Annotated in this window: 18 protein-coding genes; 11 read left to right on the forward strand and 7 right to left on the reverse strand. The window is 40.7% G+C overall.

Annotated elements, in window-relative coordinates:
• Positions 1 to 10: 10 nt before the first annotated feature.
• Positions 11 to 697, forward strand: a complete 687-nt coding sequence (locus H148_RS0106225) for a response regulator transcription factor (protein WP_029034043.1) — start codon at positions 11 to 13, stop codon at positions 695 to 697.
• Complete coding sequence (locus H148_RS0106230) at positions 697 to 1,773, forward strand: sensor histidine kinase (protein WP_029034044.1); 1,077 nt, start codon at positions 697 to 699, stop codon at positions 1,771 to 1,773. Before H148_RS0106225 ends, H148_RS0106230 begins: the two co-directional genes overlap by 1 nt.
• Here the strand turns inward: H148_RS0106230 and H148_RS0106235 are convergent.
• Complete coding sequence (locus H148_RS0106235) at positions 1,711 to 2,769, reverse strand: glycosyltransferase (protein WP_029034045.1); 1,059 nt, start codon at positions 2,767 to 2,769, stop codon at positions 1,711 to 1,713. The two genes, H148_RS0106230 and H148_RS0106235, sit on opposite strands and share 63 nt — an antisense overlap.
• A 69-nt stretch (positions 2,770 to 2,838) precedes the next feature.
• On the opposite strand from H148_RS0106235, the gene trmB reads away from it, so the two are divergent.
• The 7 genes from trmB (at position 2,839) to H148_RS0106270 (ending at position 7,452) form a co-directional block, all read left to right on the forward strand.
• Complete coding sequence (trmB, locus tag H148_RS0106240) at positions 2,839 to 3,513, forward strand: tRNA (guanosine(46)-N7)-methyltransferase TrmB (RefSeq protein WP_029034046.1); 675 nt, start codon at positions 2,839 to 2,841, stop codon at positions 3,511 to 3,513.
• 6 nt (positions 3,514 to 3,519) lie between these two features.
• Positions 3,520 to 4,143 carry a LysE family transporter gene (locus H148_RS0106245; protein ID WP_029034047.1) on the forward strand — a complete coding sequence of 208 codons (624 nt, stop codon included), beginning with the start codon at positions 3,520 to 3,522 and terminating at the stop codon, positions 4,141 to 4,143.
• Positions 4,140 to 4,466, forward strand: a complete 327-nt coding sequence (locus H148_RS0106250) for an MGMT family protein (protein WP_029034048.1) — start codon at positions 4,140 to 4,142, stop codon at positions 4,464 to 4,466. The genes H148_RS0106245 and H148_RS0106250 overlap by 4 nt, the downstream gene beginning before the upstream one ends.
• Before the next feature lie 126 nt (positions 4,467 to 4,592).
• Positions 4,593 to 5,720: an Mrp/NBP35 family ATP-binding protein gene (locus H148_RS0106255; RefSeq protein WP_029034049.1), complete on the forward strand. Its 1,128-nt coding sequence runs from the start codon at positions 4,593 to 4,595 to the stop codon at positions 5,718 to 5,720.
• Between the two features lie 2 nt (positions 5,721 to 5,722).
• Entirely contained in the window at positions 5,723 to 5,968 is a 246-nt protein-coding gene (locus H148_RS0106260) for a NifU family protein (protein ID WP_029034050.1), read from the forward strand.
• 29 nt (positions 5,969 to 5,997) lie between these two features.
• The gene (locus H148_RS0106265; protein WP_029034051.1) at positions 5,998 to 7,059 is read left to right on the forward strand and encodes an NAD(P)/FAD-dependent oxidoreductase; all 1,062 of its coding nucleotides are present in this window, start codon (positions 5,998 to 6,000) and stop codon (positions 7,057 to 7,059) included.
• A gap of 54 nt (positions 7,060 to 7,113) precedes the next feature.
• Positions 7,114 to 7,452 (forward strand): 2Fe-2S iron-sulfur cluster-binding protein, encoded by a 339-nt coding sequence (locus H148_RS0106270; RefSeq protein ID WP_029034052.1) that lies wholly within the window; start codon positions 7,114 to 7,116, stop codon positions 7,450 to 7,452.
• 216 nt (positions 7,453 to 7,668) lie between these two features.
• On the opposite strand, the gene H148_RS0106280 is transcribed toward H148_RS0106270, so the two are convergent.
• A complete protein-coding gene (locus H148_RS0106280) occupies positions 7,669 to 8,577 on the reverse strand; it encodes a metallophosphoesterase family protein (RefSeq protein WP_037324697.1) in 909 nt (302 codons plus the stop codon).
• Positions 8,578 to 8,597: 20 nt separating this feature from the next.
• Entirely contained in the window at positions 8,598 to 9,776 is a 1,179-nt protein-coding gene (locus H148_RS0106285) for an acyl-CoA dehydrogenase family protein (protein WP_029034054.1), read from the reverse strand.
• Positions 9,777 to 9,916: 140 nt separating this feature from the next.
• Between H148_RS0106285 and H148_RS0106290 the strand changes: the two genes are divergently transcribed.
• Entirely contained in the window at positions 9,917 to 10,750 is an 834-nt protein-coding gene (locus H148_RS0106290) for a tetratricopeptide repeat protein (RefSeq protein WP_029034055.1), read from the forward strand.
• Between the two features lie 166 nt (positions 10,751 to 10,916).
• On the opposite strand, the gene H148_RS0106300 is transcribed toward H148_RS0106290, so the two are convergent.
• The 4 genes from H148_RS0106300 to H148_RS0106315 all read right to left on the reverse strand — a co-directional run bounded on the left by H148_RS0106300 (position 10,917) and on the right by H148_RS0106315 (position 13,333).
• Positions 10,917 to 11,636 (reverse strand): tRNA1(Val) (adenine(37)-N6)-methyltransferase, encoded by a 720-nt coding sequence (locus H148_RS0106300; protein WP_029034056.1) that lies wholly within the window; start codon positions 11,634 to 11,636, stop codon positions 10,917 to 10,919.
• 108 nt (positions 11,637 to 11,744) lie between these two features.
• Entirely contained in the window at positions 11,745 to 12,086 is a 342-nt protein-coding gene (locus tag H148_RS0106305) for a four helix bundle protein (RefSeq protein WP_029034057.1), read from the reverse strand.
• Positions 12,087 to 12,219: 133 nt separating this feature from the next.
• Positions 12,220 to 12,744 (reverse strand): ribosome maturation factor RimM, encoded by a 525-nt coding sequence (gene rimM / locus H148_RS0106310; protein WP_029034058.1) that lies wholly within the window; start codon positions 12,742 to 12,744, stop codon positions 12,220 to 12,222.
• Positions 12,745 to 12,763: 19 nt separating this feature from the next.
• Entirely contained in the window at positions 12,764 to 13,333 is a 570-nt protein-coding gene (locus H148_RS0106315) for a 30S ribosomal protein S16 (protein ID WP_029034059.1), read from the reverse strand.
• 240 nt (positions 13,334 to 13,573) lie between these two features.
• Here H148_RS0106315 and H148_RS0106320 point away from each other — a divergent pair, with 240 nt between their 5' ends.
• Entirely contained in the window at positions 13,574 to 14,023 is a 450-nt protein-coding gene (locus H148_RS0106320) for a ferritin-like domain-containing protein (RefSeq protein WP_029034060.1), read from the forward strand.
• The last annotated feature ends 13 nt before the right edge of the window (positions 14,024 to 14,036 follow it).

Below are 14,036 nucleotides of genomic sequence, written 5' to 3' on the forward strand. Positions count from 1 at the left end.
ACCACAACCAATGAAAACAAATGACATCTGTATACTGCTGGTCGATGACGAGCCAGATATTATAGAGATAATAAGATATAATCTCGCTGCTGAAGGTTATCGGGTAATAACCGCTGAAAATGGTAAACAGGCTTTAAAAGTTGCAAAGGAATATCGTCCTCAACTAATCATATTGGATGTTATGATGCCCGAGATGGATGGAATGGAAACTTGTATCCAAATGAGGAAAGATCCCGAACTGTCAAATACTCTTATTACTTTCCTTACTGCCCGGGGAGAAGATTATTCCCAAATGGCAGGATTTGATGCCGGGGCAGATGATTACATTACTAAACCTATTAAACCCAAGGTGCTGTTAAGTAAGGTTAAGGCTTTATTGAGACGGCTGAGTGAAGATAAGGGTAGTAAAGCTGAAATTCTTACTGCAGGGGATCTTGAAATAAATCGGGAGGAGTATAAGGTCACCCGGGGAGATGAAATTATAATTCTGCCACGCAAAGAATTTGAATTATTGTACCTTTTAGTCTCACAACCGGGAAGAGTATTTCAGAGAGATGAAATCCTTGAGCGGGTGTGGGGGAATGAGGTGGTTGTTGGTGGTCGTACCATTGATGTGCACATTAGAAAATTAAGGGAAAAAATAGGAGACGAAAGTATAAGGACCATAAAAGGTGTGGGTTATAAGTTTGTGGAATAATGGCAAAAGGCTTCAGGCGATCATATAAGTTTGCAGTAAAGACTTCGATTTACGTTACACTTTTTCTTACAGGGATTTCGGCCATTTTCCTTATTATTCACGACGCCTATTCCGAATGGTCTTTATTAATATATGCTATTTCCTGCTTTATATTTGCTTTTTTGATCATCCAGTACCGGGTGGAATTCTTCATTTATAAAAAAATAAAGAAGATTTACGAAAATGTGAGTATGCTCAGTTCAACCCCTTTAAAACCGGAACAGGTTACCACCGATATGACCACTTTGTCCCTGGAAGTCCAGAAGTTTGCTGAAGGAAAAAAACTGGAGATAGAAGCCCTCAAGGTTCGGGATTCCTATCGAAAGGAATTTATGGGTAATATTTCTCACGAATTAAAAACTCCTTTATTTACGGTTCAGGGTTATATCGAGACGCTTCTTGATGGCGCAATGAAAGACAAAACTGTGCGAAAGCAATATCTCAACCGTGCTGCCAAGGGTGTGGAACGGCTGGTTTATATAGTCCAGGATTTGGATATGATTACAAAACTCGAGACGGGGGAGTTACGGTTAAACCTTGAGGTTTTTGATATTGTGGAGGTTATCCAGAATGTATTTGATCTTCTGGAGATGAAGGCTACAAAGAAAAATATTACCTTATTGTTCGAGACTCCTTATGCACCGGTATGGGTAAAAGCCGATAAGGAAAGAATGCAGCAGGTGGTTACCAATCTTGTGGTAAACTCCATAAAATATGGAAAACACGATGGAACCACCGAGGTAGCTATTGAGGAACATTCAAAAAAGAAAATTATTGTTAGAGTCAGTGATAATGGAGAGGGGATCCAAAAAGAGCATATTCCCCGACTTTTTGAGAGGTTCTACAGGGTTGATAAAAGCGGTTCTCGTAAAGAGGGAGGTTCAGGACTTGGCCTGGCTATTGTAAAACACCTGCTCGAAGCCCATAAGGAAAGGATTTCTGTGGAAAGTACATTTGGGATGGGAAGTGAATTCTCATTTACTTTGAAAAAGGCTAAAAAGTCGGGAGTAATCGCAGATAAAACCGGGGTCCTTTAGTCCGGTAAAATCCCCTACTTTTTCCAATTTCTCAAGGTCAAAATCTTCCTGTCTGCAAGATGGAGCAAAACCTAATTTCCTCATTCTTTCGGCCAGATATTCCTGCTCAAATTGCCCCGGAGTGGGAATAAAAAAAGCCTTTTTTTCAAGTTTTGCGAGATCCATAAGCGTAGTATAGCCAGATCTTGCGATCACCACTTCACTGCTGTTAAGTGCCTGTTCCAGTTCCTTTCCAAAAAGGTAATTTTTGATGACCATATTCGGCGCAGCCATTTTGGGTTGTTCGTCACTTACAACTCCTCTTACAAAGAGGATCTTTTGTGCTGATTTTTGTAACTCCCTAAAAAGTATTTCTTCCAGCAGACTCCTTTGCGGCTCGGGTCCGGAAAGCAAGACCATATAATCATATTTTTGAGGGACAGTCTCCTTGTTGAATCTGCTTATGATCCCCATATATTTTACTGAGTTGGTCCTCATCTTTGAATGTCCTAAAAAACCGCTAAGGTTGGGCTTTCCGGGAGAATCAGGGATCCAGCACTCGTCATATTTCCTTATATACCGTTGGTGAAGTTTGCTGCTTAGAAAAGTTGTATTCCCCGAAAGCACATTTAGTTGGTGAGTTATAAAAATATTAGGTAGATGTTTGTAACGCACCCCAAACCGACTATCAGAAATAATTCCGTGGAGATTAAGTTTCTCAACAAGTACACGGGTTGCTTTTTTTTCCTTTTTGATATTTTTCAGGATGTAAGGACTGTCGAGAAGTAGCTTCCATTTTAAAAGGCTACCCCTACTGGTATAGGTGATATTATAAGAAGGTAATTCAAAAGCTTCTAAATGCGGAAATTCTTTTTTAAGCAATTCAAGTGCTGCTCCATCTGAAGCAATGATTGGAATAAAACCTTTTTCCTCCAGCTTTTTTATAAGCGGGATACATCGGGTGGCATGTCCCAAACCCCAATTGATCGGAGCAACCAAGATCCTTCTACTTTTCATAAAACAAATATATATATGAAAGGCCTGTGGGGGATTTTATTTATTTTTACCAAAATATTAAATTTTCTTGTGGGAAGTAAGAATAAATTAAAGAGGTTTAGGGAGAATGAAACTTTTTCCAATGTTGTGCAACCAACCAGGGAAGAAGTTTTAGAGGGAAATTTTGAATACAGGAATAATTGGAGCAGTGACTTTTTTAGGAATGAAAAACCTCTTGTATTGGAATTAGGGTGTGGAAAGGGAGAATACAGCGTTAATCTGGCTCAGGAATATCCCGATAAAAATTTTATAGGAATAGACATAAAGGGAGCCCGATTTTGGAGAGGTGCGAAAACAGCTCTGGAAGAAGGACTTGAAAATGTGGCATTTTTGAGAAGTCAGATCGAGCTGGTGGATCTATTGTTTGGTGAAAACGAAGTAGATGAAATCTGGATCACTTTCCCCGATCCCCAGATCAAATACAAGAGAACCAAACACCGCATGACGAACTCTGAATTCCTACAGAAGTATAAAAAGATCTTGAAACCGAAAGGTGTTGTCAACCTGAAAACCGATAGTGAATTTATGCATGGCTATACACTGGGTCTACTTCACGGGGAGGGACATGAAGTAGTGCAGGCCAATCATAATGTATATAAAAACACCTACTCCCCCAAAGAAGTTACAGGTATACAGACATTTTATGAAAAGCAGTATCTTGAACAGGGAAAACCAATAACTTACGTACAGTTTAGAATAAAATAAGCACTCTTGGAGGAAACCCGCATTTTCCTTATTACTTATTTTGCAGCCTTGCTGGGGGTTGTTCCTCCCGGGTTGGTCAATATGAGCGTGGCTAAGACCTGTCTCAAAAGGGGAATGACCAATGGTATTTATATGGCCTTAGGAGCTTCTTTTGTAGTATTGCTTCAGGCTGCTATCGCTATCGTTCTTGTTCGTTATATTTTTGACAATACTTATATAACTAGCATACTTTTACGCGCCGGCTTTGTGATCTTCTTAATTATGATGTTCTATTTTTTGATAATGGCACAGCGAAAGAGAAGGGAGGTTGAGGTTACACCAACTTCCGGGGTGAAAAGTATTTTTAAAGGAATGATAATAGGCGTTTTAAACATCTTTCCTATTCCTTTTTTTGTGGCACTTGCTGCTGCCCTTAATGTTAACGGTGATATTGAATATCACTTGCTTAATAATACCGCTTTTGTACTTGCGGCGTCTATGGGAACTTTTACAACACTTTATCTTTATGCACTTTTTTTCGCTAAAATAGAGTCTGAGGGTACTTTTTTTGTAAAATATTCCAATTACTTTATGGCGGCCCTCATGCTTATTCTGCTAGTGATAACTTTTCTAAGGATCTATACACAGTGACGGAAATCTCATTTTTTGATAAAGTTTATCTCGTGGTAAAGCAAATTCCGGTAGGGAGAGTGACCAGTTATGGAGCGATCGCTAATTATCTTGGTGCAGCCGGCAGTGCAAGAATGGTAGGATGGGCCATGAATAATGCCTCCAAAATGGAAGATATCCCTGCACACCGGGTGGTAAACAGAAATGGTCTACTTACCGGCAAACATCATTTCCCCGGCTCCAGAGTGATGGAGCAAATGCTGGAAGAAGATGGGATTAAAGTAGTCAACGATAAGATCGTGGATTTTCAGAGGTTTTTTTGGGATCCGGAGAAAGAACTTTAGCCTATCTTCCTATTACATTATTCGATCATCAAAATTGGGGTAATAACTTCGTAATCTTAGCTTTTCCGCTTATATTTGCATTTAGAATGAATCTATATAAGATTTAGGAATTACAAGTTGCTTAGCATGAAATTTAATAGAAAAGATATATTGAAAGCTCTTGAAACCATATCGGTATCAGGGGAAGGAAAAAATATGGTTGAAAGTGGTGCAGTTCAGAACATTATGACTTTCGGAGACGAGGTTGTAGTTGACCTCTTGCTTACTACCCCTGCGCTGCATATTAAAAAACGGGCAGAGGTGGATGTAATGAAAGCGATCCACGAGCATGTTCACCAAAAAGCCAAAGTAAAAGTAAATATAAAAGTTCAGGCGCCCGAGAAGACTGAAATCAAAGGAAAAGCAATTCCGGGGATTAAAAATATAATTGCAGTTGCTTCAGGAAAAGGAGGGGTAGGTAAATCTACTGTGACTGCAAATCTTGCTGTTAACCTCGCAAAAATGGGATTTAAGGTGGGTCTTTTAGATTCAGATATCTATGGTCCATCTATGCCCATGATGTTTGATGTGCAGACAGAGAAGCCGCTTTCGGTCAACGTGGATGGGAAATCAAAAATGAAGCCAATAGAAAATCACGGGGTGAAATTACTCTCTATCGGTTTCTTTACAAAACCTAATCAAGCCGTGATCTGGAGAGGACCAATGGCGGCGAAGGCTTTAAATCAAATGATCTTTGATGCAGCCTGGGGAGAACTGGATTTTCTTTTAGTCGATCTTCCTCCGGGAACCGGTGATATCCACCTGTCTATAATGCAGTCACTTCCTATAACAGGAGCTGTAGTAGTTAGTACCCCGCAAAATGTAGCTCTTGCCGATGCTCGCAAAGGTGTGGCAATGTTCCAGCAGGAATCTATAGATGTTCCGGTGTTAGGTATCATCGAAAATATGGCTTATTTTACTCCGGAAGAATTGCCAGATAATAAATATTACATTTTTGGAAAAGAAGGAGCTAAAATGCTGGCAGAAGACCTAAATGTGCCTTTCCTTGGGCAGATTCCGCTGGTACAGAGCATTAGGGAAGCAGGAGATATTGGACATCCTGCAGCATTACAGGATAACACACCATTTTCAAGAGCTTTTGAAGTTCTTACCCAAAATGTAGTACAGGAAACAGTTAAACGTAATAATAGTTTACCTCCTACCGAAGTAATAAAAATCACCACTATGGCCGGCTGTAGTGCAGTTAATAAATAGTCATGACAAGCGAAGAAGTTAGGTTGAATGTAGAAAGGGCCCTCGAAGAGATAAGGCCATTTTTAAGAAATGACGGGGGAGATATTTCCCTCATCAGTATTGAAGATGACGATCGGCTGGTAAAAGTACAGCTGGAGGGTGCCTGTGTGGGTTGCAGCGTAAATACAATGACTTTAAAATCGGGGGTAGAAATGACTATTAAAAGATACGTGCCTCAAATCGAAAAAGTGCTGAACATCGAAAAATAGCATTTTCGGCACGTTCTAAAAATGAAGTAATGATTAAAACAGATATGTTAATAATCGGCGCAGGGCCTACGGGCCTTTTTGCCGTATTTGAAGCAGGATTATTAAAATTAAAATGCCATTTAATTGACGCTTTACCACAACCGGGGGGGCAGTGTTCAGAGATCTATCCAAAAAAGCCGATTTATGATATTCCTGCCTTTCCCGAAATCCTTGCAGGTGACCTGGTAGATAACTTAATGGAGCAGATAAGACCTTTTGAACCCGGATTTACCCTGGGAGAAAGAGCAGAAACTATAGAAAAGCTGGATGACGGTTCATTTATAGTTACCACGAGCGAGGGTACAAAACATCAGGCGCCGGTGGTGGTGATCGCAGGTGGCCTGGGCAGTTTTGAACCTCGTAAACCACCTATTCCAAATATTGCAAAATTCGAGAATAATGGGGTCGCTTACATGATCAAAGAACCTGAAGATTACAGGAATAAGCGCATAGTTATAGCCGGCGGGGGAGATTCTGCTCTTGATTGGGCGATCTATCTTTCTGAAATTGCTTCGGAAGTTTCCCTGGTTCACCGGAGAAATGAGTTCCGCGGAGCATTGGATTCCGTCGAAAAAGTTTCAGAGCTTTCAAAAATCGGAAAAATAAACCTTATTACTGAAGCCGAAGTTGTAGGTTTGAATGGTGCTGAAGGATTGGAATCTGTAGTCATACGACAAAAAGGAGATGCTTCCGAAGAAGAAATAAAAGAAACAGATTATTTTATTCCGCTATTCGGACTTTCACCAAAACTTGGACCTATTGCAAACTGGGGTCTGGAGATCGAAAAAAATGCCATTAAAGTGGATAACAGCTATGATTACCAGACAAACATCCCGGGAATTTATGCCATTGGAGACGTAAATACCTATCCCGGCAAACTCAAATTGATCCTGTGTGGTTTCCATGAAGCTGCAATTATGTGTCAAAGTGCTTACCAAAGAATTTTTCCTGAAAAGAAATACGTGATGAAGTATACTACAGTGAGTGGAGTCAACGGCTTTGATGGCAGCAAGAAAGAAGCTAAACGAGAAGTAGTTAAGAGTATTAATTAATTTTAAATCGAGACCTCACAGGTTTTGAAATCTGTGAGGTCTTTTGATTACACCATGTCAGACATTAAAATAACCATCATCGATCGCGAAGGAGAAGCTCACCTTGTAGATGCACCTACAGATATGAATATGAACCTTATGGAAGTAATTCGTCTCCATGAACTCGCTCCCGAAGGTACTATTGGCATTTGCGGCGGAATGGCCATGTGCGCTTCCTGCCAGTGTTACATATTAAACAAGGATCATCTTCTGCCCGAAAAGAGCTATGAAGAGGAAGATATGCTGGACCAGGCTTTTTTCACGCAGGAGAACAGTCGGCTTAGCTGTCAGATACCAATGGATAAAGAACTGGAAGGACTGGAGGTTAAAATTGCTCCCTTTAATTCTGACTGATACTTTGTGGAAAAAGGGTTCAATTTTTGCCCTTTTTGGATAGTGAGTAATATCCAGGCAGCATGATATGTAATGTAATTGTTTTTTATTCCAGTAAATCGAAAGATTATCTTCAACTTGACGGAGTGATTTCTAAAAAGCCCCTGAAGCTGAAGAGTGAATGCTGCGAAAAATATAAAAAGGGCAAGCGCTGTAAACGCTGCCCTTGTTTTGATCTTATGTAGCTGTTTTTGCTTTTTGGTAAGCACTCAATTTCTGAGGTCCCTCCAGCACTATTCTTATTACTTTTAAAAATCCTTCCTCAGTGGTGGCTATCTGCCATTTCACAAGAGTTATTGCTCCGTTTTCAATTTCAAGTCCCGTGATCGATCTGGGATGTACACAGCTGCCGTCATTGAAATAAGGAATTTCCCCCGGCCGCGGAAAACGTGGTCTGTGCGTGTGGCCGGTAATTGTGAACTGGTCATTATTTTCTACGATCCATTTTTTGGTCCTGCGCTCGATCTTGTTGAGTTCAATATTGTTTCTTGCCGGACTTGTAGGATCACCAATGCCAAAAATTTGTAGCTGTCTCCACAACACCCTTACAAGAAACCTGTTAATTTTCCACATGTAGTAATGAAGCCAGTCTGCCTGATGTCCATGAACCATTAGTATCTCCTGCCCGGTGTGTTTATGTTCCAGCACAAGGGCTTCAGGAAAGGTGATACCCGGAAAAAGCGGTAGTTCTTTCTCTGTCCCCGTGTCATAGTAGGTATAAAGATGCTTTTCGACATAATCCTGATCGCTGTAAACCATGTCGTGATTTCCCACTATACGGAAAAGCCGCCCTTCTGTAAAGAACATTCGCATCAACAGGAAGACATCTTTATGGGCTTCAAAAATGGATTTAAAGGTGAGGTTTTCCCACAGCTCATCCCCGTCACCCAGTTCACAGTAGGTAAAACCATTCCTGTAATAATGTGCGAGGGCATGAAAATAACTGTTGCGGTTGTTCGCGAAATCATCGGCGAAACTGTTGTTTCCACGGTGACAGTCGCTAAAGATGATAAATTTTGAATCATCATCAAATGGTATCCGGAATGCTTTGTCGTACGCCTGGTTTAGTCTGCTTCCGGAGGACATTTTTTCTAATTTGGTTAAAATTATTGAAAAGCCGAAATCCCTGTAATATCAAGTCCCGTGATCAACAGGTGAATGTCATGTGTACCTTCATAGGTAATCACGCTTTCCAGGTTCATGGAATGACGCATGATGCTGTATTCCCCGGTAATTCCCATTCCGCCGAGAATTTGCCTTGCTTCCCTGGCAATCTTGATCGCCATATCCACATTGTTTCTCTTGGCCATAGAAATCTGTGCAGAAGTTGCGGTGCCTTCATTTCTCATCACTCCAAGTCTCCACGCCAGTAATTGTGCCTTGGTAATTTCGGTGATCATCTCCGCCAGTTTTTTTTGCTGAAGCTGGAAACTTGCAATAGGTTTTCCAAACTGCTCCCGTTCCTTTGCATAGCGCAAGGCTGTGTCATAACAGTCCATTGCTGCCCCAATTGCCCCCCAGGCAATTCCGTATCGGGCTGAGTCGAGACAACCAAGAGGAGCTCCCAAACCGCTTTTTTCGGGCATCAGGTTTTCCTTGGGAACTTTTACATTATTAAAGACAAGTTCTCCCGTAGCACTCGCACGCAGGGACCATTTGTTGTGAGTTTCGGGAGTTGAAAAACCTTCCATTCCGCGTTCTACAATAAGTCCGTGGATTCGTCCATTTTCGTCCTTTGCCCAAACTATAGCAATGTCGGCAAAGGGAGCATTGGAAATCCACATCTTTGCTCCATTGAGCAGGTAATGATCCTCTTTGTCTTTGAAGTTGGTGGTCATTCCGCCGGGATTGGATCCGTGGTCGGGTTCAGTGAGTCCAAAACAACCCATCATTTCTCCTGAAGCCAGCTTCGGAAGAAATTTCTTCTTTTGTTCCTCAGTTCCATACTTAAAGATTGGATACATCACCAGCGAGGACTGCACAGAGGCCGTAGAACGGACTCCACTGTCTCCGCGCTCTATTTCCTGCATGATAAGTCCGTAAGAGATTTGATCAAGACCTGCGCCGCCGTATTCTTCAGGGATGTAAGGTCCAAAAGCACCAATTTCAGCAAGACCATTTATTAATTGCTTCGGAAATTGGGCTTTTTGAGCCGCTTCTTCTATAATTGGAGATACTTCCCGCTTTACCCATTCCCGGGCAGCGTCACGTACCATTTTATGTTCGTCGGAAAGTAATTCGTCTAGATTATAATAATCTGGAGCCTGAAATTGATCTGCTTTCATTGTAGTTGTTTAATGTTTGTCTGGAAGAGTAAATTTAAGCAATCAGAAATTAGGAGCAAGGTAGAATTGAAGCGGAATTCCTTAAACAATAGCTTCCGAAGTTAATTCTCTATCTTGTCCGGCCAAATGATGCTATTTTAATGAATAAAATTTATTTATTGTTGCTCACAACGCTGACTTTTGGATGTAATGAGAACAACAAAAAGGAAATAGCTATAACCGATCCGGTTGTTGAAATTTCTGAAGAAGGAAAAAAGGCCCGGCAGGAAGAGATCATAAAAGAACACCTGTATGAGTGCGCAGGGAAATATCCATTGTATTCCCGGGAAAGGCAGAAATGTCTTGATGCAGGACTCGAAAAAGATCCCACTATAGCTTACTTATGGCAGCAAAAAGCGATGCCACTGTTCAAGCAGGGAAAATATGAAGTGGGAATGGAGTACATCGATAAAGCTGTTGAAATCAATCCCGAGCGTTGGCAGCCGTACAGGGCCTTCATAAAAGTCATTTTTGCTAAAACCTATAAAGCCGGAATAACAGATTTCGAAGATCTACTGGATAAATATGGAAATGCTTATGTAATGGATCACACCTATAAATTTCATATTGGACTTTCATATCTGCAGTTGAACGAATTGGAAAAAGCGGAAGCCATTTTTACCGAAGATCTCCGGGAACAGGTAGCGCAATGGGGAGAAGACGGGGAACATCACCTTGATCTTTTCTACTACGGAATCTCAAAATACGAACTGGGAAATTGCGAAGAAGCCATTGAGGTTTTCGATAAGGCATTGAAGATCTATCCTACTTTTGCCGAAGTGCAATATTATAAAGCCATTTGTCTTTATAAACTGGAAAGGCAGGAGGAGGCAATGAGATTGATGGAAACGGCGCAGGCAAATGGTAAGGCGGGAAATACCATCAATGAGGATAATGTGATCTATGAAAGATATCCTTACCAGGTGAGGTGGTAGATATGATTTTCAGACATAAATCCAAAAGATGCTGAAACAAGTTCAGCATGACGGGATTCAAAAAAGGCTGACTGCACGTCACCCTGAATTTATTTCAGGGTCTCTACAGTCAGCTGCAATACTTCAACCCTTTCCGGGTTCAAAACCCTGAAAGGGTTAGTGTTAATTACATCTTCAAATAAAAATCTTTTACCAGCTCGATATATTCCGGGGTGTATTGATGTCGGGCAGTCTCTATCACCAACTCATCTTCTTGGGGAGAGGTTTCCAAAAATGCCATTTCCACCAGACTTCTTTTAATTTCAGATTCCGGAGTACCTTTTACGCGGGTGATACGCTGCGGGAAAAGTCCGAAGTCACTGGCGAGGTAGCGGAATTTCTCCTCTTCGGAATTGGGAAGAACAACATTAAATTTTCCCTTTTTTGAGAGGAGTAAGGAAACTCCCTCTAATAGTTCCTCAAACGGAAGTGCCTCTGCAAACCGCGCCTGGTCCCGCTTCGAATCTCCCGAAGAATAATCGGCAGAATAAAATGGCGGATTCGAAACTATCAAATCATATTTATCTTCATCCTGCATCTCTTCTACGAATTCATCAAAAGCCGCATGGTAACAGAAAAGCCTGTCGCCCCAATCACTGTTCTCAAAATTCTCCACGGCCTGTTCGTAAGCGGCTTCATCTATTTCTAAAGCATCAATAAGTTCGGCATTGCTTCGCTGCGCGAGCATGAGTGCAATCATTCCTGTGCCGGTGCCAATGTCTAGAATAGAGATAGGTTCATGTGAAAGAGAGGCCCAGGCGCCAAGTAGCACTCCGTCGGTACCGACTTTCATGGCGGTACGGTCCTGGTGAATAGTAAATTGTTTAAATTTGAATGGCTTCTTCATAAATTTTAATATACAAGTAAGCCAAATAACAAGCACCAAATTCCAATTCTGCTAATTGAAGAGTCCTGTTAAATTAAAATCACAGCGCCAACTCTAAGTGTCCAAAGGTCAAGACTTTTTAATAATGGCAGATAATATTTTCCGAAGTTCTTCTGCCTCCTGCAGAACTTTGTCTATATCAAACTCAAGTTCGGGATTGGATGATTTTAGTAGCTTTAACCAATAAGCAGATTCTTTAGCTTCTTTTCTGGCAATTTTAAGGCGGAAAGAAAAGTCTTTGTCTCCCAGTTTTTCATTAGCTTCAATATAATTTGCACCCACAGAACCCGATGATCTTACGAGCTGCTTTCCATCCTCTAGATTGGATATGGTTTTGTGAAGTTTGGAGATCAGTTTTCGGCAATCTATTGCAAATTCAAATGTCCTTTCCTCCAGATCGTAAGGCTTCATATATTAGGCTATACATAAATATTTTCAACGCAAGTAGTGTGTTGTTTTTTTCTACCCCCTTCGGAATTTGGGTATTGGTGCTTGGAATTTTAATACGGTTGGAATTTGGGATTTGAGAGTTGGTGCTTTTGATTTATAAATATAAATCAATCAATCCTTCCGGCGTCTTCACATAGATCACCTTGTTCTTCTTATCCACCTTTACAAGGAATTGATCATTCATTGGGATAAGGATTTGTCTCCCATCCTTTTCGATCTCAAACAAAGCCTGAGTGGTAGTATCATTAACTCCGGTGAGGGTCCCGACTGTTCCGTAGTTTTCGTCTTCTACGGTGAAGCCAACTATTTCGTGGAAATAGAATTGATCTTCATTAAGTTCTGGCAAAAGGTTTAACGGAAGATAGAGGTCGCATTTCATAAGATCATCGGCGTCTTCTTCGGTGTCTACTTCTTCAAATTTTGCCCGCAGCAGATTGCTCTTTTGGAGCGAGCTTCTTTCAATAAAAAATGGAACCAGATTGTTGTCGTATTCGACAAAAACTGATTCCATTTCTAAATAACTTTCAGGTTCATCGGTATCGAGTTTTATCAACACCTCTCCCTTAAAACTAAATTTACTAACGATCCTGCCAAGGTAGAAACACTCTTCTTTTGTCATTGCTCGTTAGAATGAAAAATTAAGAACCTGCCTGGTCTTGTTTTTCTTCAGTTTTAGCTTCTTCTGCAGTAGCGTCATCCACTTCGTTTGCAGCAGCAGCTTCCTGATCTTCGGTGGTTTCCTCAACTTCAGGTTGTGCAGCGGCAGCAGTTTCGGCTTCGCGTTTTGCATTTACTTCTTTCTCAGCTTCAAGAGCTTTAGCTTTTTCAGCTTCCTGCTCTTTTGTTAAGTTTTCTTTTTTAGCTTCTACTTTACCTGCTTTTTCCTCAATCCAGGCATTGAATTTCTCCTCAGCTTGCTCTTCGGTTAGAGCGCCTTTTCTTACACCACCTGCAAGATGGTTTTTAAGTAAAACTCCTTTGTAAGAAAGAATTGCCTTTGCAGTTTCTGTAGGCTGTGCCCCATTCTGTAACCATTGTACAGATTTGTCAACATTGATCTCAATAGTTGCAGGGTTAGTAGTTGGATTGTAAATACCTAATTTTTCAAGGAATCTACCATCTCTTTTTGCGCGGGCATCCGCAGCTACGATCCAGAAAAAAGGTTTTCCTTTTTTACCGTGTCTTTGTAATCTGATCTTTACAGGCATAAAAATTAATTTGTGGGGTTCCCGACCCCGATTATTAATGAGGGGGCAAAGATACTATTATTTTTTATTGTAAATTAAGCAGTTAGTGAAAATTTATTTTTTGGATCCCGGTGATTGATTTCTGAAATTTTTTCGGCTACGTTAAGGAGTGCTAAAGCCTGTTAAACATTGGGTTAGGTTGGTTTTGTGTCTTATATTTAGAAAGAAAAAAAGTTGCTAATCTAAAAAAAGAGAATAATTATGAACACAACGAAAGAACAGGCAGCAAAACTTAATGAACTGCTGGAAAAAAATTACGATTCTGAAATGGGCTTTAAGAAAGCCGCTGAAGATGTAAAGAATAATGACCTAAAAGAATTTTTCGAAGTCAAAGCCAAAGAGCGATATGACTTTGGGCATGAGCTCAAAATTGAAATAAGAAATCTTGGCGAAGCCCCAGATAAAGGTACGAGCGTACAAGCGAAGGCGCACCATGTGTGGATGGATCTAAAATCTGCTTTTACCTCAGATAAAGAAGAGGAAATATTAGAAGAAGTAGTGCGGGGAGAAAAACTGGCCGTAGAAGATTATAACAAAGTTATCAAGGATGACGGTTTTGCTCCTTCAACTGCAAACCTTCTCATCAAACAGCGAAATGCCATTGAACGCACTTTTAATGATGTAAAGAAACTTGAAGAAGCTTTTGATTAGATAAATTTAGAAT

The organism is Salinimicrobium terrae DSM 17865 (assembly GCF_000424665.1).
Classification (GTDB): Bacteria; Bacteroidota; Bacteroidia; order Flavobacteriales; family Flavobacteriaceae; genus Salinimicrobium; species Salinimicrobium terrae.